Genomic DNA, 24,147 nt, shown 5'->3' on the forward strand with positions numbered 1-24,147 from the left:
CCGGCATATAAACCTTAATAGTGGGAGAAGTAACAATGGCAGCTATTAGTGAACAGAGATCGCGTTTACCGCGTGGTATCGCGTCCAAAAACCCTACCCCAATGCGCTTATCGGACGATGAGCGCGACAAGTTAGCGGCATTGGCAGCACAAGAAAGTCGCTCGCTTTCAAGCATGGCCCGTCTGGTGTTTCTGCGGGGACTGGAATCTTTTAACGCACAAGGATAGCAGGTGGTGAAATGGCTAAGGCATTAAACATTAATATCACCGTCCCTACTCCATATGTTTCATTGAAAACATATTCAGAAATGACGGGTATTCCATTGCGTACCTGCGAAGGAATGGTTTCTGACGGAAGGATTATCATTCGTCCCAAAAAAGCGCGAATGGAGAAAGTCGAAGTTAATTTAATCGCCATGCTTCGTGATGCGATAACCAATAGCGAAATTTAATCATGGAAAAAAATCGGCTGGTATTTTTAGGTATCGATCATGCATTAATTAAAGTCAGCGAACATACCAGCGTTTATCGCGGATTTTCTATTATTCGCTGCCCCAGAACAGCAACTAACCCGATAACGCGTTATCGAGTGAATCAAGGCGATCAATCATTCGGGTTATTTGACGCATTAGGGCAAGCAACTTCTTATATTAATGGACTGCACGAAATGAGAGGTTGTATTCATGCGTGACAATCTAATATTCATTCTTTCAGAAATCATTGTTTGTTTATTCCTAGGTGTGGTTGTGACTAAACGATGGAGAGATAAAGAACTACCTTTCCACAGAGATTTAATAAACACATATATTGTTTTTTTAAAAGTAGCTGTAGTTGCAGTATCTGCGCTTTTTATTTTTCACTTAACCAAGAAAATTTTAGAGGCGGTAATATGATTAGCTCAGCGCGTTTATTAAAGGAAAAATCACCATCACCGCAGCAGGAAAATAAAGGCTGGCTGGAATTACCAAACGGCCAGCGTTTCCAGCCAACCCCCGCGCAGGCTTATTTTGCGCCGTGGAGCCAAAAGCCCTATATGCCAGCGCCTAAAAAGCGTCGCTGGTTTACTCGTTTGATTAATACATTGGCGTAATGGTGATGATAATGGGAATAAATCATAACCCCAAAATATGGCTACAGGCCGCAGATGATGCAGCGGAGGGCTTTTTATCTCAGTCTGCTGATGTGCGCGAGAACGGTAACGATAACGGTTACAACTGTATCAGCGTTTTGTCGTCGCTGGAATCATTGGCTGATGCGGTTTATTACCTCAATCACCCTCTGTATCAATTTATCAAGAGCCATACCAATCAGTGGTTTCACGATGGAATGACGCAGGCACCAAATTTTGCAACCAATTGGGCGAAGCAGGGTTAACCGTCATGGCTAATACCGAAGCCGCCCGCGCCGTTCCGCTGAGTATCGCGGACAGAACTGACGGGCTTAATCACATCGCAATGCTGAGAGGGAAACACTTCAACACAAACAGTGAAAAAGACATGTGCCGCTTTATCGACGATATGCGGGACAGAATAGATGAAGATTATCATCAAAATATGCGCGTGTTATCAGCGATATTTGAATTAGCAAATATTGATAAGGAACGGCATAACCTGAAATTTAATGAACTGACAACTGAAGAAAAAGCAAAGCTGATTAAAGCGATGAATAAACTTAAAGCAGTTGTGAGTTTATTCCCCAAACATTTAATTCTTTAACCGTAATAAATCCTGTTTTTAAAGGCGTAAACCCGCCGGGCTTTCTATTACCTGAAAAAAGGAAATCACGATGAGAAATGCAGAAGTTAAACAAATGCAAGTGGCGAGTGATAACGCGCTTGTTGAGTTGCTGAACAAGGCACGCCAGGAAGAAAGAAAAGACCAGCATTTAGGGTTTTCCTTGCGTCTGGCCGCGCTGTCTATCCATGCGCAAAAAAAAAGAGTATTCCGCCGCAGAGGTTATCGAACTGCTGCGCAAAGAGGCAGAACGGTTTGAGCATTCATCACAGGAGATCATCGTATGAACCACGTCATGATTGATATTGAAACAATGGGGACGAACCCTAACGCGCCAATTGCCTCCATTGGTGCCGTGTTCTTCAATCCCAAAACGGGTGAGCTGGGCGAGCAGTTCTATTGCCGCGTCGATTTTGAAAACGACATGCTCAATGGCGCGGTGCCGGACGGCGGCACTATCAAATGGTGGCTACGTCAGTCCTCAGAGGCTCGCGCCGAATTGATTCGTGATGATGCAACCCCGATTTTGGGAGCCGTCAGCGAGCTGAGTGATTGGCTGACAGATAACGCTGAAAGCCTGAAAACGTTAAAGGTATGGGCAAATAGCCCATCTTTTGATTGCGCTACCCTGAAGTCTGCGTTTGAGCGTACTGATACGGATATTCCGTGGAATTACCGGAATGAACGTGACGTCAGAACGATGAAAGAAGTCGGGGTCGCCATTATGGGTATAGGGCGCATTCTTAGACTCGGTACGGCAAAAACCATCGGTGTTAAACATAACGCGCTGGATGATGCGATCAGCCAGGCCGCGTTGGTTTCTGCTGTTATGTCTCGGTTAGTTCAGAATGGCGGCGGTGAATTATGATCCGCCCGTTCCTCAAATGGCCAGGCGGGAAATCCCGCGTATTGCCTGATTTGCTCCCGCTTCTGCCAAAAGGAGATTGCCTGATAGAGCCGTTCGTTGGCGGCGCGTCAGTATTCCTGAATACTGAATATCGCCATTATGTATTAGCTGATATCAATGCCGACTTAATTAACATGTATTCAGTTGCAAAAAATCAGACAGACGATTTTTTGGATGCTGCCCTGCTTATGTTTAAAAATGGAAACTCAAAACAAGCCTATCTAGAAATTCGTGAATTATTTAACTGGGCAAACAGAAACGCCACTCGTTTATCTGACTCTAGCTCGTTCAAATTGCTCCAAGCGGCCCGTTTCCTTTATTTGAATCGACACGGTTATAACGGCATGTGCCGATATAACAAAAACGGTGAGTTCAATATTCCCCACGGGAAATATAAAACTCAATACTTACCGTTTGTCGAAATAAAACAGTTTGCGGAAAAAGCCAATGACACGAAAGCTCTTTTTGTCGTGGCGGATTTCTGCGAAACCCTAACATCAAAATCGATAAGCGAGAGCAGCGTTATCTATTGTGATCCGCCGTATCTGCCCGCCAGTGATACGGCCAACTTCACGCAATACTATCATTCCGCATTTACTCGCGAGCATCACATCCAATTGGCTAAGTACCTACGACACGTTCGTTACGAAACTGACGCAGCAGTAGTTATTTCAAATAGTGATACGCCAGCCACACGCGAGATTTACCAGAATTATCAGTTTCATGAGATCGGCGTAAATCGTTCGCTAGGCGCTGATAGCGCGTCACGTAAAAAGGCCAGAGAACTGATTGGTGTGCTGGATATAGGGGTGAGTAAATGATCCCTTTTGCTATCAATCCACATTGCTTGGGATTCAACACAATCAACGTTGTTTCCGTTTCAGGGGGCAAAGATAGTCTCGCTGATTGGCTGTTGGCCATAGAGCACGGCGTTATCCATATTCCCGCTTTTGCTGATACCGGACACGAACACCCTCAGACGATGGAGTATCTGGATTATCTGGAATCTAAGCTGGGGAAAATCAGGCGCGTCTATGCTGATTTTTCTCGGCAAATTGCAGGTAAAAGAAAATTCATTGCCGAAAAATGGCCGATTACGCTTGTTTCAGAATGTGGTTTTACTGATGAGCAGGCCGCAAACATTATCGCTACTGCGTTAGATACCCTGCATCCAACTGGCATCCCATTTCTTGATCTGTGTATGTGGAAGGGCCGATTCCCATCAACGAAACGGCGCTTTTGCTCAACAGAACTAAAACACGAACCTATCCGGTTACAGGTTGTTGAGCCGATCACTGATGCGGGGTTTGATGTTGTCTCTTGGCAAGGTGTTCGCGCCGAAGAATCCGCGCCGCGTGCGCTTCTTTCAGAATGGGAATCCGGTTTTGATTTGGGGCCACGCCTAAGCATCTATCGCCCCATTCTTAACTGGAAACATGCCGATGTCTTTGCATTGGCAAAGCGGCACGGTATCAAGCCAAACCCCCTTTATGAGCAAGGGTGTAGTCGCGTGGGATGTATGCCGTGTATCCACGCCAGAAAGTCAGAGCTTGCGGAAATCTTCCGTCGCTGGCCTGAAGAAGTTGAGCGAGTAGCCCGCTGGGAACGCCTTGTTGCGGCATGTTCTCGCCGTCAAAACTCAATATTTTTCCCATCAACAAACGACCCAAAAAAATCAGAGCGCCGCATTGAGTGTATTAGCGTCGAGTCTCACGGCATCCACACGTACAAAGACTGGGCGTTAACAACCAGGGGGGGACAACAGTTCGATTTATTGGGCGAAGCCGTCGATCCGATGGTTTGCAACAGCGTTTACGCTGGGGTTTGTGAGTAATGTCCGAACAGTGGGCCTATCCGTGGAATGCGCCACGCCCAGCGATCTCCGCGTATCAGGGGATCGCTGACTCTTTTCCCTCTTCTACCGCAAATGCCACTAAGCCGCATCCAGCCGTAGACAATCATCTTAAACGGCTGGTATCGCGCACCGCTTTCTCCGATCTTGATTTCGATCAGGCCGTCGCGCGGCTGGACTATTTCGAGCCTAATGCAACGTTACTGACGATGCGCCGCCAGTTCGCTGAGGCTGAGAGGGACGAGCATCAAGCGGCATTGCAGAACTGGATGGAAACACCGGAAGGTGTTGAGGGGTGCCTGCTGGAACAGCCGTTTTTTATCCGTGATACCTACAGGAAAAAAATAGAATGGCTACGCGCCAACCGCGAGCCGCGACACGTCAGCGCTTTTTTTATGGGAACCGTGAAAAAAGCCCTGCTGCGTCTTGATGCTGTGCGCGCCAAGCAAGGTGTGCGTGATGGTTTTACGTCAGAGCTTGCAAGCTACTACCGCGCCCGATGGCAGCATTTGGCCGAGTTTACGAAACATGAGGCGATTAACGCTGGTCACGCTATCGCAGCCAGCATCGCGGAAATGTTTGAAACCGAATGCGGCAACACCTTGCCCGCCGCTATGACCAATGACGAGATCCAGGCGCTTTTCTGGCATCTGGGGCGTGAAATGCTGGCGCTACGAGTAACACCGCCGTGTTGGGGCGTGATCATCGGCGATAACGAGTCACGAAACCGCATCTATTCCGCCATTCTGCGTATCACTAATGCTGATTGGTGGGGGCGTAAGCTCTGGCGCTTGCGTTGCGAGTGGCGAGAAAATCAATTCCGCGCCATAGGCGTGATCCACAAAAAGCGTATGCCTTACGTCAGCATTGATGCGTTGAACCAATGGCAGGAGCAGCGCCGTAAAAACCGCGAATTCTTTAAGGCGCATGAACTGGTTGATGAAGACGGTAACGTCGCGTCGCTGGAAAACATAGTGTACGCCAGCGTCAGCAATCCGGTTATTCGCCGTCACGAACTGATGACGCGCATGGCGGGTGTTGAAATGGTTGCCATATCACGCAGCGATGAGGGTGTTTTTCTTACTATCACCTGCCCGTCACGCTATCACGCCACCATTCAGAACGGTCATCAAAATCCCAAATGGGATACGTCGTCCCCTCGTCAGGGGCAGCGCTATTTATGTAAGACGTGGGCTAAAGCCATGTCGAAACTGAACCGACGCGGCCTGCGCCCGTATGGCTTTCGCGTCGCAGAACCTCACCACGATGCTACGCCGCACTGGCACGTATTGCTATTCATGCCGCCAGAAGACCGGAAAGAAATCACTGAAATTCTGCGTGAATACTTCATCGCTGTAGACCGCGCTGAACTTGGGCGCAATACCAGCGCACGCTTTAAAGCGAAGCGCCTCGATCCCAAGAAAGGTAGCGCCACTGCCTATGTGGCGAAATATATCAGTAAAAACATTGATGGCTACGCGCTGGATGGCGAGCTGGACGGTGAAACCGGAAAGCCTCTACGCGAAACCGCAAAGTTTGCGATGGCCTGGGCGTCTCAACATAACATCCGGCAGTTTCAGCCGTTCGGCCTGCCGCCGGTCACTGTCTGGCGCGAACTGCGCAAGCTGGCAAATCAACTTACCGCAGTGCAGAAAGAAGCTGGAACATTCAAGCGCGGTGCCGCACAGCTTGGCGATCCGGCAATGGATGCCGTGCTGGCCTCAGCCGATGCAGGCTGCTTCGCTACTTACATTGAGAAACAAGGCGGCGTGCTGATCCCGCGTGAGCTTTACACCGTGCGCATTGCGTATGAGGAAGCTGACGAGCAAAACGATTACGGCGAAACACCGGAAAAAATCTTTGGTGTTTTTTCTCCCCGCTTGGGCGAGCTATCGCGCATCTGCACCCGTCTCGTTAAGTGGAAAATCCGCAAAAAACAGGCAGCAGACGCAGGCGATAATGATAGCGCTGGGCGTGGTTTGGCTGTTACGTCGCCCACCGGCGACGCTTGGAGTTCTGTCAATAACTCTACGGGCGACGAAAAAGTAAGCATTTCCGAACCCGCCGATAGAGAGATTGGCAGTACGTCAGAACCAGAAAACATCGACTTTGAGCACATGACCGACGCGGAACGGCGGGGTTTGCTCAATCGGCTTCGATCACAGCCGCCGGATCGGCGACATAGCGAACACTCGTCCACAACTCAGCTCCATGAATCGACTGAAAAACAGACTGTTAGTAACCGGTCGGACGACTGGCGCGCAAGCGTTGCCGATTTCGCCCGTTCGCTTGGCTGGGATATCAGCGCCGGTGAGGTACGGCGGCTGGAAACGGGTAATGCGATCACAATCGCGGGCTATGCCTACGTTGCTAGCGCTGACGGTTGTCTGTATCGAACGCCGACGAGTAAGCAAAAAGACGCGGAATATCAGGATAGAGCAGCGGCGCTGCTACACCGAATTTCAGTATTACGTGACGTTTCATAGTCATTACCGGCTGTGCTGGCCAGAACATCGATCACAGTCAGAAATGACGCGGCTGCAGCATAGATGAAAATAGCTATGCGGTACCAAAGGGGGAAATAATGGGATATCTGGGAAGCAAGGCCGCGTCAGGCGCGTATCAGAAAATAATCGCCAACATGCCACCGCATGATGTTTACGTTGAAACTCATCTGGGTGGTGGTGCCGTTATGCTGAATAAGCCGCCCGCGCGGCTGAATGTTGGTGTTGATATTGACCCGATCACAGTTGAAGAGTTTTGTCAGTTTAATCCTGAGTTTGTAGACACGCTAGATACTCAGCTACGGATTATCAATGAGGATGCTGTTGATTTTCTGCAAAGTCACGACCTTGAGGCAATGGGTCGCACGCTGATTTACGCAGACCCGCCGTATTTGCCAGAAACCAGAACCGGCAACGCACGTTATCGGCATGAATACACGGTTGATGATCATCGTGAGTTGATCGCTATTCTGCGGCAATGCCCGTATTACGTGATGATTTCCGGCTATCCGTCGTCGCTTTACGACGAGTTATTGCACGACTGGCGCGCTATCGAGTTTCAGGTAATGACGCGTGGTGGTGTCAGGACGGAAAAGCTATGGATGAATTTCCCAGAAGGTGCGGCATATAGTGCGGCGTTTGCTGGTAAAGACTATATCGATCGGCAGCGCATCAAGAGAAAAGCGGAAAGATGGGCGGCTAAGTATCAGGCGATGACGCCAGCGGAACGGCTGGCGGTGATGGCTGCGTTATGTGAAGTTGATGGAAGAAGGCAAAATAATTAGATTTAAGATTAGGTATTATTGCCATAATTAGATAAATATCTTATCATTATCTCATCCCAAGCGGATATGCTCTTTAAAAAACCGAGGAAGCTGATGGTAAAGGTAATCTGGACAAGGAAAGCGTTGAAACAACGTTCAACGATAGACCGAAGATATCAGGACACCATAAGTGAGAAAGTTGCCGAACTGAAGAACTTCCCCGCCGTCAAACTGGACATTACTTCGTTGAAGGGTGAAGCGGGTAAATTCAGGCTACGGGTTGGAGACTACAGGGTAATTTTCGAAATCATCAAAGGTGAGCCAGTTGTCTGTGAAGTTCAGGCGGTCAAACGCAGAACATCAACAACTTACTAATTATCAGGCGGGGTAACCCGCCAGTTTCCTTATGACATACACCGCGACTCACTGACACCCGGATGAAATTATGTCAAAACTACAATTTATCAATGATGTGAACGGTAAGCCTCAGTTTGTGGTGTTGCCGATTACTGAATATGAAAAACTGATGTCTGATAGCGATGCGGGCTATGAAGACATTCCCTATATTGCTGACGAACACGATGACGAAACCGTGCCCAATGATGTTGTAGAAATCATGTTCCGTGATGATGTCAGCCTGCTTGCAGCCTGGCGCATCCATCGCGGGTTATCACAATATGATGTGGCGGAAAAGCTGGGTACGACACAATCAGCGGTTTCACAATGGGAAGCAAAAGATTCCCGACCACAGAAAAAGACCCGCGAAAAACTGGCTGAACTTTATCACTGCCGCCCTGAACAAATGACGCTTTGATTATATTGCGACTAACCCGCTCCGGCGGGTTTTCGTTTGTCTAAAAATCACTGCAAAATCCCGCACACCAATGCACAATTTTTTTGATGCTACTTCCCACTTCCCGCGCCAGATCTGGCGCGGGTTTGTCCCTACTGCACAACTGCATAAAAACGCGCTATTTTCATGTGCGGGCGTGGCGGGGGAACCCTCGCGCGCTGAGGGGGATAAGAGGGTATGCTGGTTCATATGCTACTGCATCCTCATCGCGTCGCTATTGCGCCGTTTCGGTATCGGTCAACGCGGCATCATTCGGCTGTTGCAGTGCTCAGAATGGCATTCAGGCGCTTTTACGCAGGCGTAAAAAAACCGAGCAACCTTGCGGCTGTCCGGTCTTGTGTTTGGTAGCTAGGTGAATGGTTTTGAATGACTTTCGCGGTTACATTGCACCTTCGGCCAGGGCATAAGGCTTGAACCGAAGTACCTCGATCCCCAGCCAGTCGTTAAGCTCTTTCAGGCTTTCCATTATCGGCATGAGTTCGTTGATGGCGAACACCTTCGCGGCTTTCTCCACGTCACCAAATCCCCCTGCATTGTTCGGCATAATCCCCATTAAGTTGGGCGGTACACGGTGCGCGGCTAACATGTCGTCACGGGTTGCATCTTTGATGCCGGTAAACTCATCTTTGGCCGCTATCTGGCTAAATGGCAGGATTTGCAGGCCGTCTTTCTTCCCGCCTGCCGCGTAAACAAACAGGTTCTTAAATGCCCCATTGCCACGCGCATCTTTCAGCGACTTCTTCAATTGCTCGACGTCAGCATTGTTGGTGATGGGGTCGGTGAGGTAGACGATCACCCCCGCATGGCTCCCGTTGATGTAGTAATTACGCCGGAACAACGTGGCTTCACCGTTCAGCATCGCTGATTGGATCACCGCCATATATTCAGGTGTGCCGTAGATTTCTTGGTGAATGCTGGGGCTTTTGACGTGGAACACGCTGCCTGGCTCGAATTCGTGATCGTTGGCGTAGTACGTCACAAACCAGTATTGATCCAGATTCTCACCGCGTCGGGTGTACTTGGCATGGGTATGCTTTAGCTTCAGCGGTTGGCCGAAACGGTTCTTTCTCAGTTCCAGATAGGCGTTACCGAATACCAGCCAGTCAAGTACAAAGGCGCTGGCATCCTGCCGTGATAACAGCGGGTGCGGCTCGTAGCAGGACATAATGACATTGCGTTTGAACAGTATCGGTGACTGATGATGCACGGCAACGTCAAACATTCGTGCCAGACCGTAGGTGCTGATCGGTGGCTCATACCAACGGCCATTTCTGGCGCACTCCATGCAGTCCAACAGGTCGCGTCTGTCCATGATGGGTTGTGCGTCGCCAAACGAGAAAGACTGTAGTGACTCAATCGGCTGTTGGATCAATTCCCCTGTTACGGTTGCCTGTGCGGCTGGAGCGCGTAGATTGGCCGTACGCGAGTGCTGTTTCTTACGTGACATGGTTAGAACTCCTGAATAAATCCATCATTACCGCCCGACTCGCTGCCGATTGGTTCATTGTGTAACGCGTGCATGGTTGCCCAGGCAATGTCACCGTGGCTGCTGCCTTTTGTTCTGTCTGATGCATACGACGTCATGCCGCCCTGCGTCACAAATTTCCGTACCGTCATAAAGGAACGGGCCAGCTCCATCATCCCCGCGTCATACTCAAACCGCCCCGCGCGGATCAGCATTTGGGCTTTCAGTACCAGTTCACGTTTCACGCTGGGCGAGTATTGATATTTCACGGCGGCGGGGAAAAACTTAACGACAAGCTGATGCACGGCGTTGCCGTTGCCGGTGCTATCAATGCCGATAAACTGCACGTTGTATTGGTGGGTCAGTTCTTTGATGACCTCAGCCTGTTTTTCGAAGGTCATCCCGCGTAACTGTCGTACCTCGATCACGCGGAACTTGCCGCCAGGAACGGCGGGCGGGGACACGATGGAAAGGCCTGCACTGTCACCTGTGCCGCTGTCGCCGCTCGGATCGTAGCCTATCCATACGGGGCGGTTGCCTAACGGCCGCTGCGTGTAGGGGCGCCAGTCCGGCCATACGTTATCGTTGTAACCATCAACACCGCAGTTAATCAGCGCGGTATAGTCAAATGCTCGCTCACCGACGCTGACAAAATGGCACGCATAGAGGTTTTCAAAATCGTCAGGGCTGTTTTCAGACTTAATTTCATCCAGATCAACCAGGTCAAAACCTTGCTCTAACGTGTCATGAATGGTGACGATCTGCCGCCAGATATTGTCACCGCACAACAGCCCTTTCTTTAGAACCTTGTGGGTGACGTCGATTTCTACCCGTTCCGCTTTAGGGCGGCTTTTGTTAAAGAAATCCCCTGTCCAGAACGTGTAAGCTTCATGTTCTTCACTGGATGGCGTAGAAAAATACGTGCGGCGCAACCCTTTTTGCGTCGCCATCCCCGCCGCGACTTTACGCAGGTTAAGAAAGTTGCTAACCCAAAAGAATTCATCAAAGTACAGATTGCCGGTGTAGCTCTGTGCGGTTGCCGCTGACGTACCGAGGAAGTACAGCGTTGCGCCGTTCGACAGCACAATCGCGTCACCGCCTTTCAGTTCTACGCCAATGCTGGACGCCAGCAGTTGAATAAACCGCTTGAACTGGTAAGCCTGCGCCCGACTGGCTGAAAGAAATATTTGGTTCGTGCCGGTTTCCAGTGCATCCAGCAGCGCTTCACGCGCAAAATACCAGCTTGCGCCAATCTGGCGGCTTTTCAGTATCGCGCGATTACGCTGCTTGCGCTTTTTGTACCAGCGTTTTTGATGCTCGTAGAGTGATTCCAGTACCAGGGCGCGCAACTCTGCGATCTGTTCGTCCGTAAAATGGTTCTTCGGCGCTTTCTTCCGCGTCTCCTTTTCCTGATCCTTTCTTTCATCGCGTGAAAAACGTGCCATCTGACGCCCTAACAGGTCGATGGTTTTAAAGTCATGCGGCGTGAGGTCGTCTTTCTCTATCAGCCGTAAATAGCGGACTTCTGTGCGCTCCTGCGCGCGCTGGATTGGCGTGCTGTCATCCCACTTATCGCGCCGTCGCCACGAATAGAGCGTGTTGTTGCTCACCCCCAGCCGTTGAGCGATTTGAGGGATGCTATAGGCCTGCCAGTAAAGGCTTTTGGCTTCTGTGCGAATATCGGGAAGTAGATTCATGCATACAGGCTATCGCGCCCGCGCGCGGCAAAATATCGGCTCACGTTGTCGTAGTTCCGCCACAATCGGCACCGATAGCGCCTGCGGTAAAGCGTGGCGATGATAGGGGTATCAGACAGACACCCTGTTATCACCGGAGCATTACCATGCCGATTTCAAAACCGTTTCTGGCCGCTGTTGAGGGCGCTACCTGCGACGGCCGCACCCTTGAACGTGCGCACATTTCGCAGATGGCGAAAAACTTCAACAAACAGGTTCGCGGTGCTCGCGTGAACCTTGAACACATTCGCGGTTACTCACCAACCAGCGATTTTCGAGCCTATGGCGACGTGGAAGAAGTGAGCGAATTTGAGATTCAGGACGGGCCGCTTAAAGGCAAGTTGGCGCTACAAATCAAGATTGATGCCACTGATGACATGGTGGCATTGAACAAAAAACGCCAGAAGATTTACCCCAGCGTTGAAATTCACCCTTCTTTTGCTGACACCGGTGAAGCCTATTTGATGGGGCTGGGAATGACAGACGATCCCGCCAGTCTGGGCGTCGGCATTCTGGAGTTTAACGCCAAGTGTGGCGGAAAAGGCCCGTTAGACGGGCGAAAAACCAGCCCTGAATGTTTCTTCACGGCCGCTGATACCCCCATCACGCTGGAATTTGAAGAAGAGGCACCCACTGGCGAAGCGGGCAAAAACTTCTTTTCCCGCATCACCGAATTGCTAACCGGCAGTCAGCAACGATTCAGTAAAGAAAACGGCGAGCTGAAACAGGCGGTTGAGCTGATCGCCAAAAGCCAACGTGAACTGCTGGATAAAACCGAAACCTTCAGCGCGTTACAAGCGCAAAACACCGAGCTGAAAGGCAACGTGGAAGCGCTGAATAAGTCATTAACCGAGCTGAAAGAACAGCTTGCCAGACAGGATGGCAACTTTAGCCAGCGCCCCCCTGCTTCCGGCGGCAACCAGCAATCCAATATCGTGTTAGCTGACTGCTAATCACCCTTTAAACCGAACATCGCAGGAACCTAACATGCAAAATGAAACACGCGTTCTGTTTGACGCTTATATTGCTCGGCAGGCTGAGTTAAACGGCATCCAGCCAGCGCATGTCACGACACAATTCAGCGTTGCACCGTCCGTACAACAGAAGCTGGAAGATAAAATCCAACAATCCAGTGAATTGCTGCAAAAAATCAATATCACTGGCGTATCTGAACAGGAAGGCCAAAAGCTGGGGCTCGGTATCAGTGGTCCGGTTTCCAGTTCCAGCACATCAAGTACGGAACGTCGTGAACCGAAATCGGTTCACGCGCTGGATGATGATAAATACCGCTGCGAACAAACCAATACGGATACCTTTATCAGCTATCCACAGTTGGATGTGTGGGCTAAATTCCCCGACTTCCAACAGCGCATTAGCAATCAGATCATCAGGCGTAAAGCGCTCGACCGTATCATGATTGGTTTTAACGGTACGTCGCGTGCGTCTAAATCCGATCTGGCAAACAACCCGCTGTTGCAGGATGTGAATATCGGCTGGCTGGAAAAATATCGCCTCCATGCATCACAACGCGTGATGAAAAACATCACCGTCACCAGCCGTGATGATGAAAACAAAGTCATCGCGAAAGGCGATTACGGCAACCTTGACGCCGTGGTCTATGACGCCACCAATTCACTGTTGGATGAGTGGTTTAAGTCATCACAAGATTTAGTGGTCATCTGTGGTCATCAGATCATGGTCAGCAAAGAATACCCGCTGATTAACGCCATCAATACGACCAATCCGAATTCGGAAGCGCTGGCCGGCCAACTGCTGGTATCGCGTAAAGCTATCGGTAACCTACCGACCTTTATTGCGCCGTTCTTCCCTGATGGCACCATGTTCATTACCCCATTCAGTAACCTGTCAATCTACTTCCAAGACGGCAAGCAGCGCCGCGCCGTGCGGGATGAAATGGAGTTTAACCGTGTGGCGACCTACGAGTCATCCAATGACGCCTATGTCATTGAAGACTATGGCACCGGATGCCTGATTGAAGGCATTACGTTTGCTGCGGCAGCACCGGCGCAAGGCTAATTTCAACGGCAAGCAGGCCGGATAACACGCAGCCTGCACCAAGGGGGCATCATGCTGACTCCTGCGCAGCGACATTTTCAAACTGTCATGGCTCAGCGCCATGGCAAATCAAACGGCGGTGACGTTGAGCGCACCGCCTACGAACAGCAATTGCATCGACTGAGGATGGATAAATCCCGTTTAAGCCAGGTGCAATCTGCCACGACAAAAGCCGAACTGAAGCGCGAACTGCTGCCCGACTATCAGGGCTGGGTTAATGGCGTATTGACGGCAGATAGCGGCCACGCTGATGAAGTGCTGACCACAATCATGATCTGGTCGATTGATGCTGGATTGGTGGGTGATGCGCTGCGTATTGCTGATTATGTCCTGCGCCATCGCCTGCCAATGCCCGACCAGTACACCCGCACGGTTGCCACTGCGCTGGTTGATGAGATTTGCGATCCCGCACTGGCAGCGTTTAAAGCCGATGTTAGCGTTGCGCCTCTGGCTGCTGACCTGCTGTTGCAATTGGAACGGCTTACCGCTAGCGAAGACATGCCTGATCAGGTGCGCGCCAAACTTTACAAGACGCTGGGCTACACCCTGCGTTTGGATACCAACGAGCTGAGCGCCGCGCGCGACTGGTTGCAACGCGCTGTCACGCTGTTTGATGGCATCGGGGTTAAACGCGACATCGAGCTACTGGGGCGGGCGCTCAAGAAAGCAACTGAGCCAGAGGAAGAAAACACTGATGCGCCACCGCCTGCGGATAAGCCAGCCGACAAACCCGCAGCCAAAGCAACGAGAGCGCCGCGTAAATCGACGGCGGCGAAAGCATCACGAACTACGACACCACGCGCCAAAAAAAGCGCGTCGTAACCAAACGTGCCCCCGCGCACCAGGCGGCACGGCGTAATACGTGCAATTTATTGTGTCGTGTTGCGTCGTCCACCGCCTGTCTTTTGAGGTAATGCCATGAGCCTGATTGCCACAGAGCCGGTAAGGCCAGCCACGCAGGAAACCATCAACGATGGTGATGCGAAGGTGAAGAGCCATGCATTTTGGCCGGTGATTGTCCTGTCTGCCCTGCGTCGTGCGATGCGTCTTGATGGTCAGGTGACAACGGATCGCCTGATGGATAAGGCCATCGAAGCAGTCGCACATGTTAACGGCCAGTTGGCCGACTGGCGGAACAGCCAAGAGCAACGTGGGCTTGCCGTTCTGTCAGAGGTTAAACCCAATGGCGCTGACGAAATCGACCAGATCAATGGCGAGTCCGTTTTGGTCTGGCGCTATCGCCGTGCGGTGTATTCCATCACCAAAGCGCTGTTGATTGAGGGTTACCGCGATATCGACACCACACGCGAAGGGGAAAAGCACGCAGAGGCGTTGAGTTCACAGATTGACACGCTGTGGCGCGACGGCCGCTGGGCTATCCGCGACATCCTCGGTGTTAATCGCGGCCTGGCTGAGTTGGTCTGATGGAAGTTCGTGCACAGCAAAATGACACCGTTGATCTGCTGTGCTGGCGCTATTACGGCAGAACAGACGGCGTAACCGAAGGGGTTTACGCGGCCAATCCGGGCTTGTGCGAACGTGGGCCATTGTTACCCGCAGGCCTGCTGGTCACGCTGCCAGACGTCACCGCAGCAACACAACAGGAAATCATACAGCTATGGGACTGACGACAGATCGCGTGGCATCGGCAATCACCTATCTGCTTGCCACGCTGATCGCTACCGCAGGACGAATGACGCTGAGCGACTGGGCAACACTAATAGGGATTGCTATCGGGTTGCTCACGTTTTGGGTGAACCGTAACCACAAAAAGAACATAGAGCGTGACCAGGCACAGCGCACAGATTTAATGCGAGAGCTGGTCAGGAAAGTTGATCATGAAAACCTGCCAGAAACGTTGGACGCCTTGCGCGTAATGAACGGGCAGGAAACAGGACGCAGAGGCCGTGATGTTACCTGAAGCACTAAAACAGCGAATCATTCCCGTCGTTACCGCATGCGCATTGGCGATAGCTACCGTCTTTGTTGGCTTTTTTGAGGGCAAAGAGAACACCGCTTACCGTGATATCGCGGGAGTCTGGACGATTTGCTACGGACATACCGGTGATGTAAAGGCCGGTGACTACAAAACAGATGCTGAGTGCGACGCATTGTTACAGCAGGATTTAAAGCCTGCTTTTCATGCCATCGATCGGTTAGTTACGGTTCCACTCAGTGAGTTACAGCGCGCTGCACTGGCAAGTTTCATCTACAACGTCGGGACGGGTGCATTTGAGCGCTCGACCCTGCTTAAAAAACTGAACCGTGGCGATCTCACTGGCGCATGTAACGAATTACGCCGCTGGAATAAAGCCGCTGGTCAGGTCTGGCAGGGGTTAACCAACCGCCGCGAGGCCGAGAGAGTGCTATGTCTGGAAAAGTGATAGCGACATTAGCCGCCGCGCTGTTGTTTCTCGCTGCTATCGTACTGGCTGAACACTACCGACAAAAATCACAGCGGCTTTCGGGTGAAATCACAACGTTAATCGCAGAACGGGACAGCGCCGAGCGCGTTATCAACAATCAGCAACGTACCTTCCAGATATTTAACACGCTGTCACGCGAGGCTGAACATGGTAAACGCCAGATACAACAAGATGCCGATACACGTAGCCAGACCATTAATCAGGCACTGGCTGGTCAAGTCTGTGCTGATGAGTTTGTGCCTGATGGCGCTGCTGTGCCGTTGCTCGACTACGCGAACCGTCTACGTGCCGATAGCCTGCGTCCCCCTGCCGGCGAACCTAACCGCACCGACGGTAATACCGCTGCCACAGGGCGCGATAGTCAATAACCGTCTGACCTACGGCCAGTCTGTTAACTGGAATAGCCTGCTGCTGGCTGCGCTGGAGAGTGCAAACAAAGACAAGGCATTAATTCGCCAGGCTGAACAACAGAGAGAGCTACAACATGCTAAAAGCAGAACTGCTGAGAAAAACCATTAGCGAACAGGTGCCGTGGTTGCGGGAAAACCCCGACCAACTGGTCGTCTATGTACAAAAAGGGAATGCAATCAGTACCGGTGCACGTTCCGCGTCATTTGAATACCGTTACACGCTGGAAGTGCTGGCAATGGACTATCCGCATTCTATCGATACGCTAATGGTGCCAGTGCTGATGTGGGCGCGAATCTATCAGCCTGATTTATTACTCAACCCAGAACGGCGTAAAACAGGTATTACGTTTGAAGCGGATTTGCTGAGTAATAGTACGGCCGATTTATTGATCCGTATCCAGGCTGATGAGGCGGTGGTCGTCACCCGCAATGACGCTGGCGAAATCAACGTTCGTCATCGCGCTGACCCACCTCCTGATCCGATGGAAGGACAGGATGCATGGGGATTACTGGTAAAAGACGATATGGCCAACACAGTTATTCATGATGCTACGGCAGGTTAGTGATGAGTGAAAACCTATTCATTGAGCTTGAAAAAGAGTTGCAATCCCTAATAGGGACAACGAAGCCAAGCTACAGAAAAAAACTAGCACGTAAGTTAGGGATGGCTATTCGTCTCGATCAGCAAAAGCGAATTCGTCAGCAAAAAAACGTGGATGGGTCTTCATATGCGCCTCGTAAAAAAAAGCTAAGACGCACTCAATTGGGCATCCGTTTCTTATGGAATGGCGAAGCGCGTACCCTCAGTAATTGGCGTTCATCGAAAACGTCATCAGGTCGAATGATTACTGGCTTTGATGTGGATAAAGGTGCGGTTCGTTCATTTAATCGTGATGATATAGAACGTTATTTAGAAATTAATCGAAGTGAAAAAAGACAGACGGTGAAGCGAGATTACCCCATGTTTCGCAAATTGCGCACCGCACAATTTTTATATGCAAAAGCCTATCCAAATGCGGCAGTTGTAGAATTTAAAGGGAAAGCTGCTGATATCGCTCGCCAACATCAATATGGTTTGATGGGTACAGTGAGCGCATTAACAAAAGTACGCTACCCTCAACGTGAACTACTGGGGGTGTCACCATCAGAGAAAGTGAAATTACTGAACCTCGTTTATCACGATTTAATGGATGAATTGAGAAAATAACGTTTATATTGTCTCCGCCTCCCTACAATCCCCTTCCGTTGTGCGCCCGCGCGCGACACCTGAAACTGGCGCTATGAATTGATTATCGAGCGCCAGCCATGACCTCCAATGAGTTTGACCGCCTGCTGCATAACCTGATCCGTATCGGTACGGTTGTCGATGTCGATCACACCCGCCATTTGGCACGTGTGGAAACCGGCGGGAATACCACGGACTGGATACGCTGGGGCGTAGCGCGCGCAGGTGATGCTACATCGTGGTGGCCGCTGTCAGTGGGCGAACAGGTTCTTATCGCAGCACCAGGCGGCGATCTGGCAACGGCTGTGATCGTGTTAAGCCTGTATTCCAGTCAGCACGGTGCGCCCAGCAACACCCCAAAGGTACACACCACCGTTTATCCCGATGGCGCCAGCGAAACGTATGATGCCAACACCTCAACGATGACCGTTAAAGGCGTCAAAAAGGTGATCGTTGAAGCGGCTGAATCTATCACGCTGGACACCCCGAAAGTGATTTGCACTCAGCATCTCAGCACTCAAACGCTCAGCGTAGAAAAAGGCGGCACGATGCGGGGTGATATCACCCACACCGGCGGCAAAATGTCATCAAATGGCGTGGTCGTAGACAGTCACACTCACGGCGGCGTACAGCGCGGCGGCAGCCAAACGGATGGCCCGCAATGAGCAATGAAAAATACATCGGCATGAATGCCAGTAACGGACGTGCAATTACTGATGATGAGCATATCAGCCAGTCAGTGCGCGATATTTTACTCACCCCTGTTGGTAGCCGCCTGATGCGGCGCAGTTACGGTTCACAGCTTTTTTCGCTGATTGACGAACCTCACGAGCCAGCAATAAAGCTAAAGATAACGTCAGCCATCTACAGCGCATTAATGCGTTGGGAGCCGCGTATTACCCCAACAAAAATTACGCTGGAAACCCGTGGTGCCGGACTCGTTGCCGTGACGCTTCAGGCGCAGCGCACAGATAATCTGGCGGCATTTAGCGCCACGATTTCACTACAGGGGGCACGATGAGCGGATTGATTGATTTATCCTTGCTGCCTGCCCCTGATGTCGTTGAAACACTGGACTACGAAACGTTGTATGCGGAACGCAAGGCGATGTTTATCGCTCTGTTTCCAGTCGAGCAACGTGATGCCATCACACGCACGCTGGCGCTGGAATCTGAGCCGCTAACCAAGCTGCTGCAACTGTCTGTCTATCATGAACTGTTATTGCGTCAGCGAGTTAACGAAGCGGCCAGCGCTAACATGCTGGCTTACGCCGCCGGAAGCGATCTGGATCAGCTAGCGGCTAACGTCAATGTGCAACGTTTGGTTATCACAGCAGAAGATACAACGGCGATCCCCCCCATTGAAGCAGTCATGGAGTCTGATGCCGATCTGCGTACCCGTACGCAACAGGCATTTGAGGGGTTGAGTGTTGCGGGGCCAACCGCAGCCTATGAGTTTCACGCACGTAGTGCCGATGGGCGAGTCGCTGACGCCAGCGCGGTTAGCCCCAGCCCTGCCGCCGTTACGGTGACCGTGCTGTCGCGTGAAGGCGATGGAAGTGCCAGCAACGAAGTATTGCAGGCAGTTGATACCGCGTTGAATGCCGAAAACGTGCGCCCCGTTGCAGACCGTGTGACGGTGCAATCAGCGGTCATCATCCCCTATGGCATTAACGCGACGCTGTATTTCTATCCGGGGCCGGAAGCCGAGCCTATTCGCATCGCAGCAGAAGCACGCTTGCAGACGTACATCACCGCACAGCATAGGTTAGGCCGTGATATTCGCCGATCTGCAATCTTCGCGGCACTCCATGTTGAGGGTGTACAGCGCGTTGATTTGGAAAGCCCAGCCGCAGATATCGTGCTTGATAAAAGCCAGGCGTCTTACTGCGCTAACTGGGTGCTGAATATCGGGGGATCAGATGAATAACAGCCTGTTACCCGTCGGTTCATCTGAGTTGGAAATTGCCGCAGCCAAAGCCTGCGCGGAATTATCCCGCACGCCGATCCCGTTACGTCAGTTATGTGATCCAGAAAGTTGCCCGTCAAACCTGCTGCCCTATCTGGCATGGGCATTCTCTGTTGATCGCTGGGATGAAAAATGGCCGGAAGTTATCAAGCGTCAGGCGATAAAAGATGCCTATTTCATACATCGCCACAAAGGCACCATCGGTGCACTGCGTCGCGTAGTCGAGCCGTTCGGTTATCTGATCCGTATCATCGAATGGTTTCAGAACGGCGGAGAGCCTGGCACGTTCCGGCTGGATATTGGCGTGCAGGATAGCGGCATCACCGAAGAAACCTTTTACGAGCTGGAACGCCTGATTGCCGACGCCAAACCCGCGTCACGTCACCTGCTGGGGCTGAATATCAACCTCGACACACAGGGAGTGGCCTATGTTGCTGCCACTAGCTACAGCGGCGATACGCTTACTGTTTACCCCTACTTTCCTGAAACCATTACCGCTAGCGGATTAGATGTCGTCGGCGCAGGCGTTCACCTGATTGATACGATGAGAGTAACCCAATGAGTACAAAATACTTTGTCTTACTAACGAATATTGGTGCCGCCAAGCTGGCAAACGCCACCGTGCTAGGTTCGCATCTTGATATCACACATATGGCTGTCGGTGATGGCGGCGGCACGCTGCCCACACCGAACCCAGCGCAAACCGCACTGATAAATGAAAAACGGCGGGCAGGCATCAACACACTGAGTATCGACCCAGTGAACGCCAATCAAATTATTGCGGAACAGGTTATTCCAGAAAATGAAGGGGGATTCTGGATACGTGAAATCGGCCTCTTCGACGCTGAAGGCGAGCTGATTGCAATAGGGAACTGCGCCGAAACGTACAAGCCGTTACTGCAAGAAGGTAGCGGACGGATTCAAACCGTGCGCATGATCCTGATTGTCAGCAGTACCGATGCGGTCACGCTGAAAATCGACCCTGCTGTCGTGCTTGCAACGCGGGGGTATGTGGATAACGCAGTGATCGAAGTGAAAGCCTATGCAGATAATCTGATGCGGCTACACCTCGCCGCTGCTGATCCGCACCCGCAGTATGCGCCAAAGGCCAGCCCGACACTGACGGGAAAACCTACTGCGCCCACGGCAGGACAGGCATCGAATGACACGCAGCTGGCAACCACAGCATTTGTGAAAGCCGCACTCGCAGCATTAGTTAATGGTTCTCCTGCTGCGTTGGATACATTGCAAGAGCTGGCTAACGCACTGGGTAACGATCCGAGTTTTTCCTCAACGGTACTGAATGCCATTGCTGATGCGAAAGCTGACGCGGCGAATAAGCTCAATGCTCATACGGCAGCGGCTGATCCGCACACCCAATATGCGCCAAAACTCAGTCCCGTACTGACCGGAACGCCGACGGCACCGACTGCCGGAGCGGCGGCGAACGATACACAGATAGCGACCACGGCCTTTGTGAAAGCGGCTATCGCTGCATTGGTTAACGGTTCCCCTGCCGCATTGGATACGCTGCAAGAGCTGGCTAATGCGTTGGGCAATGATCCAAATTTCAGTACAACCGTACTGAATGCACTGGCCGGGAAGCTGGCAAAAGATCAGAACGGCGCGGATATTCCAGACAAAACGCAATTTAGGCAAAACATCGGTTTACTCAACAACCCCGTGTTTGCCGGAGCAGTAACTGTTGATACGAAAAATGCAGGAATCGAAATAGGCGCAAAATCGGAAAAAAACACGCCGTTCGTTGATTTTAACTCGAGCGGTAACGGCGTAGATTTTGACGCCAGAATCATCGCAGATGGTGGCAGCGGCATTAACGGCGGGGCATCACTACGGATACTTTCAAATGAGTTGCTGCATAATGGTATCCCTGTCATGCAACTGGGACAGTATGGGTTTGGCGGCGCAGGGACAGTGCTGGATTATGATGCCGGGGCGCTGTTCAACTGGTTAAAAAATTCATCCACTCCCTCACAAATCATACGCAACCAGCAGTTAACTCCATATATGCCTCGCTACTCTGCGGGAATGATGATGCGCGCAGGTGACACGTGGTCGCTAATTTCAGCGGGTATTGACAGTAACAGCGCCGAGTTTGGTGGGGTAATTGTCAGTGCTGGAAATGACTCAGGCACAATCAGTTCAGTCTATCGCCTGTGGCATGACAAAAATCTGACATTCCCACTGCGGAAAGAGCACGGCGGCAGCGGAATGGAAACGGGGGCTGTCGGAAACGCGATAACATCAAAATTCGCAACTATTGCTGACTGGCTCTATGTTTGCGACCGTTCAAACAATAATCTATGTGGTTCTGTTGAATTTGAAAATAACGGCTGGGCATCGTTTTTGTCAGTACGTCATAGAGCGGGGGAAGGAGATGGCACAGAATGGGGTTGGATTCTCGCAGATGAGGACATGACCTCACAGGACTATAACTATTTCACGCTACGTAAACGCCATTCCACGGGGTGGTTACCGCCCGTTCACCTTTATCATTCAGGAAACCTAACGCCGCAAGCAATCGGCGCTATGCAGGCGTCTGAGCTGGCAGGCATCCCGCTGCCATTCCCCGGCGCTGTTGCGCCCGCTGGCTGGCTGAAATGCAACGGCCAGTCGTTCGATAAAGCCCTGTATCCGGTTTTAGCGTCACGCTATCCATCTGGTGTCCTGCCCGATTTGCGGGGCGAGCTCGTGCGTGGCTGGGATGATGGGCGCGGGGTTGATGCTGGGCGTGCGCTGCTGTCAGCGCAGGGCGATGCGATTCGTAATATCACTGGGCAATTTGAAACTCTGGATCATTCTACGTATTCACCGACTGGCGTGTTCTCAACTACGCGCCGAGATGGCGCAAACATATCCGGCCAATATGTCGGTCAAAATCACACATTTATTGATTTTGACGCGTCAAAAGTCGTTCCGACAGCTAACGAAAACCGCCCCCGCAATATCGCATTTAACTACATCGTGAGAGCAGCATAATGAGCAACTATTCAACACAAATCAAAAACGCAGAACTAAACGAACGCGGTCTGGCAATCAACGCAGGCTGGGTTACGGTTTATCACGTTAACCCGGCAACGCGGGAATACCTGAGCGCCAGCTATGAGTATGTTATGCAAGGTGTTGGTTTGCCTGCTGACAGCTACGCAGACGAACCCGAATTGCCGCCTGTCGGCAAAGCTTTGCGCCGCAGCGCTGACGGTAAAGCGTGGGAAGTTGTACCGGATTATCGCGGCCAGACCGTCTACAGCACGGAAACACGGCAGGCGCAGACTGTTAGCAAATTCGGCGAACTGCCGGATAACGTCACGTTGCTGAAGCCCGCGACAGAGTTTGATGTCTGGAACGGGAAAAAATGGGTGCTCGACAAAGACGCGCAAGTAGCAGCGGCAGTAAAAGCAGCGCAAAGCGAGTTAGCATCCCGCAAGGCTGCGGCGACGGCGCGTATCAACGAACTGACTTATGCCGTTAACCTCGATATTGCGACCGATGAAGAGAAAGCCTCGCTTACAGCGTGGCAAAAATATGCAGTGCTACTGAGCCGTGTTGATGTGAGCGCTACTGATATCGATTGGCCGACAGCGCCAGATGCTGAATTGATCGCTACAACCGATCAATAGCGCTTAATCGATCTGTATAAACGTTTATAAAACAATCACCCAAAATGTCATTATGTTGTTGGTTTTAAAATAATAATGATACATCGGGGAAAGCGAAGCCCACTGTTAGCGAAACAGTGGGCTTTTTTCATCGAGCACAGTTAAAAGCATCTGTGTTACCAAGGTAAGCCGATATCCATATCACCCAGCATTTCCCGCAAATCCTCGCTAACCCGTTCCAGATTCAGCGTAAATGAGATATGTCGCGCCTTACCGTCATTAAAAAACTCGGAACGGGTTTTGTTGATGTTGGTAATCACGTACATACCGTAGATGTTGCCCGTCCCTTCGATCAGCGGCCAGGCTTTTCCTGTGTAGGCCATCGTTTCCAGCACGTTTAATGACACGTCACCGCCGGTTATTTCTGGGTACAGTTCACCAGCCAGCGTGATTTTATCTTCCCCTGCGCCGATATACTGATAGCGCGGGGATTTGCCTACTCGGTCATTTTTAACGTGTCGCCAGCTGCTGTCATGGCTCAGGGATTGGTACGGCGTAGTCTGCCGCATAAAGACGAACATACCCAAAATCATCATCATGATAAAAATC

At 51.3% G+C, this 24,147-nt stretch carries 34 protein-coding genes and 1 pseudogene; 32 read left to right on the plus strand and 3 right to left on the minus strand.

Annotation, left to right across the window (positions count from 1 at the left end):
• The first annotated feature begins 35 nt into the window (after positions 1-35).
• The 15 genes and pseudogenes from LCF41_RS13900 to LCF41_RS13970 all read left to right on the plus strand — a co-directional run bounded on the left by LCF41_RS13900 (position 36) and on the right by LCF41_RS13970 (position 8,573).
• Positions 36-227, plus strand: a complete 192-nt coding sequence (locus tag LCF41_RS13900; RefSeq protein WP_103183595.1) for a hypothetical protein — start codon at positions 36-38, stop codon at positions 225-227.
• An 11-nt stretch (positions 228-238) separates the two neighbouring features.
• On the plus strand, positions 239-451 hold the full coding sequence (locus tag LCF41_RS13905; RefSeq protein ID WP_015840831.1) for a hypothetical protein: 213 nt from the start codon (positions 239-241) through the stop codon (positions 449-451).
• Positions 452-453: 2 nt separating this feature from the next.
• Complete coding sequence (locus tag LCF41_RS13910) at positions 454-690, plus strand: hypothetical protein (RefSeq protein WP_225085113.1); 237 nt, start codon at positions 454-456, stop codon at positions 688-690.
• Positions 683-892: a hypothetical protein gene (locus LCF41_RS13915; RefSeq protein ID WP_225085114.1), complete on the plus strand. Its 210-nt coding sequence runs from the start codon at positions 683-685 to the stop codon at positions 890-892. The genes LCF41_RS13910 and LCF41_RS13915 overlap by 8 nt, the downstream gene beginning before the upstream one ends.
• A complete protein-coding gene (locus LCF41_RS13920) occupies positions 889-1,089 on the plus strand; it encodes a phage filamentation protein Fil family protein (RefSeq protein WP_225085115.1) in 201 nt (66 codons plus the stop codon). Before LCF41_RS13915 ends, LCF41_RS13920 begins: the two co-directional genes overlap by 4 nt.
• 11 nt (positions 1,090-1,100) lie before the next feature.
• Positions 1,101-1,373 (plus strand): hypothetical protein, encoded by a 273-nt coding sequence (locus LCF41_RS13925; RefSeq protein ID WP_225085116.1) that lies wholly within the window; start codon positions 1,101-1,103, stop codon positions 1,371-1,373.
• A gap of 5 nt (positions 1,374-1,378) precedes the next feature.
• A complete protein-coding gene (locus LCF41_RS13930) occupies positions 1,379-1,714 on the plus strand; it encodes a DUF5347 domain-containing protein (protein WP_225085117.1) in 336 nt (111 codons plus the stop codon).
• Positions 1,715-1,784: 70 nt separating this feature from the next.
• A pseudogene (locus tag LCF41_RS13935) lies at positions 1,785-2,019 on the plus strand (DUF2732 family protein).
• Positions 2,016-2,600 carry a 3'-5' exonuclease gene (locus tag LCF41_RS13940; protein ID WP_225085118.1) on the plus strand — a complete coding sequence of 195 codons (585 nt, stop codon included), beginning with the start codon at positions 2,016-2,018 and terminating at the stop codon, positions 2,598-2,600. The pseudogene LCF41_RS13935 and the gene LCF41_RS13940 overlap by 4 nt, the downstream one beginning before the upstream one ends.
• Positions 2,597-3,460 carry a DNA adenine methylase gene (locus LCF41_RS13945; protein ID WP_225085119.1) on the plus strand — a complete coding sequence of 288 codons (864 nt, stop codon included), beginning with the start codon at positions 2,597-2,599 and terminating at the stop codon, positions 3,458-3,460. Before LCF41_RS13940 ends, LCF41_RS13945 begins: the two co-directional genes overlap by 4 nt.
• Positions 3,457-4,473, plus strand: coding sequence for a phosphoadenosine phosphosulfate reductase domain-containing protein (locus LCF41_RS13950; protein ID WP_225085120.1), 1,017 nt, complete (start codon positions 3,457-3,459; stop codon positions 4,471-4,473). The genes LCF41_RS13945 and LCF41_RS13950 overlap by 4 nt, the downstream gene beginning before the upstream one ends.
• Positions 4,473-6,977 (plus strand): replication endonuclease, encoded by a 2,505-nt coding sequence (locus tag LCF41_RS13955; protein WP_225085121.1) that lies wholly within the window; start codon positions 4,473-4,475, stop codon positions 6,975-6,977. The genes LCF41_RS13950 and LCF41_RS13955 overlap by 1 nt, the downstream gene beginning before the upstream one ends.
• A 98-nt stretch (positions 6,978-7,075) precedes the next feature.
• Positions 7,076-7,780 (plus strand): DNA adenine methylase, encoded by a 705-nt coding sequence (locus tag LCF41_RS13960; RefSeq protein ID WP_225085122.1) that lies wholly within the window; start codon positions 7,076-7,078, stop codon positions 7,778-7,780.
• A gap of 93 nt (positions 7,781-7,873) precedes the next feature.
• Positions 7,874-8,134: a type II toxin-antitoxin system RelE family toxin gene (locus LCF41_RS13965; RefSeq protein ID WP_103183602.1), complete on the plus strand. Its 261-nt coding sequence runs from the start codon at positions 7,874-7,876 to the stop codon at positions 8,132-8,134.
• Positions 8,135-8,204: 70 nt separating this feature from the next.
• Positions 8,205-8,573, plus strand: coding sequence for a helix-turn-helix domain-containing protein (locus tag LCF41_RS13970; protein ID WP_225085123.1), 369 nt, complete (start codon positions 8,205-8,207; stop codon positions 8,571-8,573).
• 418 nt (positions 8,574-8,991) lie between these two features.
• Here LCF41_RS13970 and LCF41_RS13975 read toward each other — a convergent pair whose 3' ends face one another.
• On the minus strand, positions 8,992-10,059 hold the full coding sequence (locus tag LCF41_RS13975) for a phage portal protein (protein WP_225085124.1): 1,068 nt from the start codon (positions 10,057-10,059) through the stop codon (positions 8,992-8,994).
• 2 nt (positions 10,060-10,061) lie between these two features.
• Positions 10,062-11,774 (minus strand): terminase large subunit domain-containing protein, encoded by a 1,713-nt coding sequence (locus tag LCF41_RS13980; protein ID WP_225085125.1) that lies wholly within the window; start codon positions 11,772-11,774, stop codon positions 10,062-10,064.
• Positions 11,775-11,920: 146 nt separating this feature from the next.
• On the opposite strand from LCF41_RS13980, the gene LCF41_RS13985 reads away from it, so the two are divergent.
• The 17 genes from LCF41_RS13985 (at position 11,921) to LCF41_RS14060 (ending at position 23,559) form a co-directional block, all read left to right on the plus strand.
• Positions 11,921-12,766, plus strand: coding sequence for a GPO family capsid scaffolding protein (locus tag LCF41_RS13985; RefSeq protein WP_225085126.1), 846 nt, complete (start codon positions 11,921-11,923; stop codon positions 12,764-12,766).
• A 34-nt stretch (positions 12,767-12,800) separates the two neighbouring features.
• Positions 12,801-13,850 (plus strand): phage major capsid protein, P2 family, encoded by a 1,050-nt coding sequence (locus LCF41_RS13990; protein ID WP_225085127.1) that lies wholly within the window; start codon positions 12,801-12,803, stop codon positions 13,848-13,850.
• Positions 13,851-13,901: 51 nt separating this feature from the next.
• Positions 13,902-14,711, plus strand: a complete 810-nt coding sequence (gene gpM, locus LCF41_RS13995; protein WP_225085128.1) for a phage terminase small subunit — start codon at positions 13,902-13,904, stop codon at positions 14,709-14,711.
• 96 nt (positions 14,712-14,807) lie between these two features.
• Positions 14,808-15,314, plus strand: coding sequence for a head completion/stabilization protein (locus LCF41_RS14000; RefSeq protein ID WP_225085129.1), 507 nt, complete (start codon positions 14,808-14,810; stop codon positions 15,312-15,314).
• A complete protein-coding gene (locus LCF41_RS14005; protein WP_015840847.1) occupies positions 15,314-15,517 on the plus strand; it encodes a tail protein X in 204 nt (67 codons plus the stop codon). The genes LCF41_RS14000 and LCF41_RS14005 overlap by 1 nt, the downstream gene beginning before the upstream one ends.
• Positions 15,508-15,810: an HP1 family phage holin gene (locus LCF41_RS14010; protein WP_039490566.1), complete on the plus strand. Its 303-nt coding sequence runs from the start codon at positions 15,508-15,510 to the stop codon at positions 15,808-15,810. Before LCF41_RS14005 ends, LCF41_RS14010 begins: the two co-directional genes overlap by 10 nt.
• Positions 15,800-16,273: a lysozyme gene (locus LCF41_RS14015; RefSeq protein ID WP_225088184.1), complete on the plus strand. Its 474-nt coding sequence runs from the start codon at positions 15,800-15,802 to the stop codon at positions 16,271-16,273. Before LCF41_RS14010 ends, LCF41_RS14015 begins: the two co-directional genes overlap by 11 nt.
• Positions 16,258-16,683: a hypothetical protein gene (locus LCF41_RS14020; RefSeq protein WP_225085130.1), complete on the plus strand. Its 426-nt coding sequence runs from the start codon at positions 16,258-16,260 to the stop codon at positions 16,681-16,683. The genes LCF41_RS14015 and LCF41_RS14020 overlap by 16 nt, the downstream gene beginning before the upstream one ends.
• Entirely contained in the window at positions 16,601-16,834 is a 234-nt protein-coding gene (lysC, locus tag LCF41_RS22445; RefSeq protein ID WP_431191539.1) for an Rz1-like lysis system protein LysC, read from the plus strand. The genes LCF41_RS14020 and lysC overlap by 83 nt, the downstream gene beginning before the upstream one ends.
• Entirely contained in the window at positions 16,800-17,288 is a 489-nt protein-coding gene (locus tag LCF41_RS14025) for a phage tail protein (protein ID WP_225085131.1), read from the plus strand. Before lysC ends, LCF41_RS14025 begins: the two co-directional genes overlap by 35 nt.
• Before the next feature lie 2 nt (positions 17,289-17,290).
• Positions 17,291-17,932, plus strand: coding sequence for a phage virion morphogenesis family protein (locus tag LCF41_RS14030; RefSeq protein ID WP_225085132.1), 642 nt, complete (start codon positions 17,291-17,293; stop codon positions 17,930-17,932).
• A gap of 98 nt (positions 17,933-18,030) precedes the next feature.
• Positions 18,031-18,615 carry a phage baseplate assembly protein V gene (locus LCF41_RS14035; RefSeq protein WP_225085133.1) on the plus strand — a complete coding sequence of 195 codons (585 nt, stop codon included), beginning with the start codon at positions 18,031-18,033 and terminating at the stop codon, positions 18,613-18,615.
• The gene (locus LCF41_RS14040; RefSeq protein WP_225085134.1) at positions 18,612-18,971 is read left to right on the plus strand and encodes a GPW/gp25 family protein; all 360 of its coding nucleotides are present in this window, start codon (positions 18,612-18,614) and stop codon (positions 18,969-18,971) included. Before LCF41_RS14035 ends, LCF41_RS14040 begins: the two co-directional genes overlap by 4 nt.
• Positions 18,968-19,879 carry a baseplate assembly protein gene (locus LCF41_RS14045; protein WP_225085135.1) on the plus strand — a complete coding sequence of 304 codons (912 nt, stop codon included), beginning with the start codon at positions 18,968-18,970 and terminating at the stop codon, positions 19,877-19,879. Before LCF41_RS14040 ends, LCF41_RS14045 begins: the two co-directional genes overlap by 4 nt.
• Positions 19,872-20,480 carry a phage tail protein I gene (locus tag LCF41_RS14050; RefSeq protein WP_225085136.1) on the plus strand — a complete coding sequence of 203 codons (609 nt, stop codon included), beginning with the start codon at positions 19,872-19,874 and terminating at the stop codon, positions 20,478-20,480. The genes LCF41_RS14045 and LCF41_RS14050 overlap by 8 nt, the downstream gene beginning before the upstream one ends.
• Positions 20,477-22,918, plus strand: a complete 2,442-nt coding sequence (locus LCF41_RS14055) for a phage tail-collar fiber domain-containing protein (protein WP_225085137.1) — start codon at positions 20,477-20,479, stop codon at positions 22,916-22,918. The genes LCF41_RS14050 and LCF41_RS14055 overlap by 4 nt, the downstream gene beginning before the upstream one ends.
• Positions 22,918-23,559: a tail fiber assembly protein gene (locus tag LCF41_RS14060; protein ID WP_225085138.1), complete on the plus strand. Its 642-nt coding sequence runs from the start codon at positions 22,918-22,920 to the stop codon at positions 23,557-23,559. The genes LCF41_RS14055 and LCF41_RS14060 overlap by 1 nt, the downstream gene beginning before the upstream one ends.
• A 155-nt stretch (positions 23,560-23,714) precedes the next feature.
• On the opposite strand, the gene LCF41_RS14065 is transcribed toward LCF41_RS14060, so the two are convergent.
• Positions 23,715-24,137, minus strand: coding sequence for a phage tail protein (locus tag LCF41_RS14065; RefSeq protein WP_225085139.1), 423 nt, complete (start codon positions 24,135-24,137; stop codon positions 23,715-23,717).
• Between the last annotated feature and the right edge of the window lie 10 nt (positions 24,138-24,147).

The sequence above is a fragment of the Pectobacterium colocasium genome (genome assembly GCF_020181655.1).
In the GTDB taxonomy this organism is placed as follows: Bacteria; Pseudomonadota; Gammaproteobacteria; order Enterobacterales; family Enterobacteriaceae; genus Pectobacterium; species Pectobacterium colocasium.

Excerpts from the sequence above, each read along its gene's own strand:
- LCF41_RS13900 (WP_103183595.1), top strand. The coding sequence starts at position 36 with ATGGCAGCTATTAGTGAACAGAGATCGCGTTTACCGCGTGGTATCGCG.
- LCF41_RS13905 (WP_015840831.1), top strand. The coding sequence starts at position 239 with ATGGCTAAGGCATTAAACATTAATATCACCGTCCCTACTCCATATGTT.
- LCF41_RS13910 (WP_225085113.1), top strand. The coding sequence starts at position 454 with ATGGAAAAAAATCGGCTGGTATTTTTAGGTATCGATCATGCATTAATT.
- LCF41_RS13915 (WP_225085114.1), top strand. The coding sequence starts at position 683 with ATGCGTGACAATCTAATATTCATTCTTTCAGAAATCATTGTTTGTTTA.
- LCF41_RS13920 (WP_225085115.1), top strand. The coding sequence starts at position 889 with ATGATTAGCTCAGCGCGTTTATTAAAGGAAAAATCACCATCACCGCAG.
- LCF41_RS13925 (WP_225085116.1), top strand. The coding sequence starts at position 1,101 with ATGGGAATAAATCATAACCCCAAAATATGGCTACAGGCCGCAGATGAT.
- LCF41_RS13930 (WP_225085117.1), top strand. The coding sequence starts at position 1,379 with ATGGCTAATACCGAAGCCGCCCGCGCCGTTCCGCTGAGTATCGCGGAC.
- LCF41_RS13940 (WP_225085118.1), top strand. The coding sequence starts at position 2,016 with ATGAACCACGTCATGATTGATATTGAAACAATGGGGACGAACCCTAAC.
- LCF41_RS13945 (WP_225085119.1), top strand. The coding sequence starts at position 2,597 with ATGATCCGCCCGTTCCTCAAATGGCCAGGCGGGAAATCCCGCGTATTG.
- LCF41_RS13950 (WP_225085120.1), top strand. The coding sequence starts at position 3,457 with ATGATCCCTTTTGCTATCAATCCACATTGCTTGGGATTCAACACAATC.
- LCF41_RS13955 (WP_225085121.1), top strand. The coding sequence starts at position 4,473 with ATGTCCGAACAGTGGGCCTATCCGTGGAATGCGCCACGCCCAGCGATC.
- LCF41_RS13960 (WP_225085122.1), top strand. The coding sequence starts at position 7,076 with ATGGGATATCTGGGAAGCAAGGCCGCGTCAGGCGCGTATCAGAAAATA.
- LCF41_RS13965 (WP_103183602.1), top strand. The coding sequence starts at position 7,874 with ATGGTAAAGGTAATCTGGACAAGGAAAGCGTTGAAACAACGTTCAACG.
- LCF41_RS13970 (WP_225085123.1), top strand. The coding sequence starts at position 8,205 with ATGTCAAAACTACAATTTATCAATGATGTGAACGGTAAGCCTCAGTTT.
- LCF41_RS13975 (WP_225085124.1), bottom strand. The coding sequence starts at position 10,059 with ATGTCACGTAAGAAACAGCACTCGCGTACGGCCAATCTACGCGCTCCA.
- LCF41_RS13980 (WP_225085125.1), bottom strand. The coding sequence starts at position 11,774 with ATGAATCTACTTCCCGATATTCGCACAGAAGCCAAAAGCCTTTACTGG.
- LCF41_RS13985 (WP_225085126.1), top strand. The coding sequence starts at position 11,921 with ATGCCGATTTCAAAACCGTTTCTGGCCGCTGTTGAGGGCGCTACCTGC.
- LCF41_RS13990 (WP_225085127.1), top strand. The coding sequence starts at position 12,801 with ATGCAAAATGAAACACGCGTTCTGTTTGACGCTTATATTGCTCGGCAG.
- gpM (WP_225085128.1), top strand. The coding sequence starts at position 13,902 with ATGCTGACTCCTGCGCAGCGACATTTTCAAACTGTCATGGCTCAGCGC.
- LCF41_RS14000 (WP_225085129.1), top strand. The coding sequence starts at position 14,808 with ATGAGCCTGATTGCCACAGAGCCGGTAAGGCCAGCCACGCAGGAAACC.
- LCF41_RS14005 (WP_015840847.1), top strand. The coding sequence starts at position 15,314 with ATGGAAGTTCGTGCACAGCAAAATGACACCGTTGATCTGCTGTGCTGG.
- LCF41_RS14010 (WP_039490566.1), top strand. The coding sequence starts at position 15,508 with ATGGGACTGACGACAGATCGCGTGGCATCGGCAATCACCTATCTGCTT.
- LCF41_RS14015 (WP_225088184.1), top strand. The coding sequence starts at position 15,800 with ATGTTACCTGAAGCACTAAAACAGCGAATCATTCCCGTCGTTACCGCA.
- LCF41_RS14020 (WP_225085130.1), top strand. The coding sequence starts at position 16,258 with ATGTCTGGAAAAGTGATAGCGACATTAGCCGCCGCGCTGTTGTTTCTC.
- LCF41_RS14025 (WP_225085131.1), top strand. The coding sequence starts at position 16,800 with ATGCTAAAAGCAGAACTGCTGAGAAAAACCATTAGCGAACAGGTGCCG.
- LCF41_RS14030 (WP_225085132.1), top strand. The coding sequence starts at position 17,291 with ATGAGTGAAAACCTATTCATTGAGCTTGAAAAAGAGTTGCAATCCCTA.
- LCF41_RS14035 (WP_225085133.1), top strand. The coding sequence starts at position 18,031 with ATGACCTCCAATGAGTTTGACCGCCTGCTGCATAACCTGATCCGTATC.
- LCF41_RS14040 (WP_225085134.1), top strand. The coding sequence starts at position 18,612 with ATGAGCAATGAAAAATACATCGGCATGAATGCCAGTAACGGACGTGCA.
- LCF41_RS14045 (WP_225085135.1), top strand. The coding sequence starts at position 18,968 with ATGAGCGGATTGATTGATTTATCCTTGCTGCCTGCCCCTGATGTCGTT.
- LCF41_RS14050 (WP_225085136.1), top strand. The coding sequence starts at position 19,872 with ATGAATAACAGCCTGTTACCCGTCGGTTCATCTGAGTTGGAAATTGCC.
- LCF41_RS14055 (WP_225085137.1), top strand. The coding sequence starts at position 20,477 with ATGAGTACAAAATACTTTGTCTTACTAACGAATATTGGTGCCGCCAAG.
- LCF41_RS14060 (WP_225085138.1), top strand. The coding sequence starts at position 22,918 with ATGAGCAACTATTCAACACAAATCAAAAACGCAGAACTAAACGAACGC.
- LCF41_RS14065 (WP_225085139.1), bottom strand. The coding sequence starts at position 24,137 with ATGATGATGATTTTGGGTATGTTCGTCTTTATGCGGCAGACTACGCCG.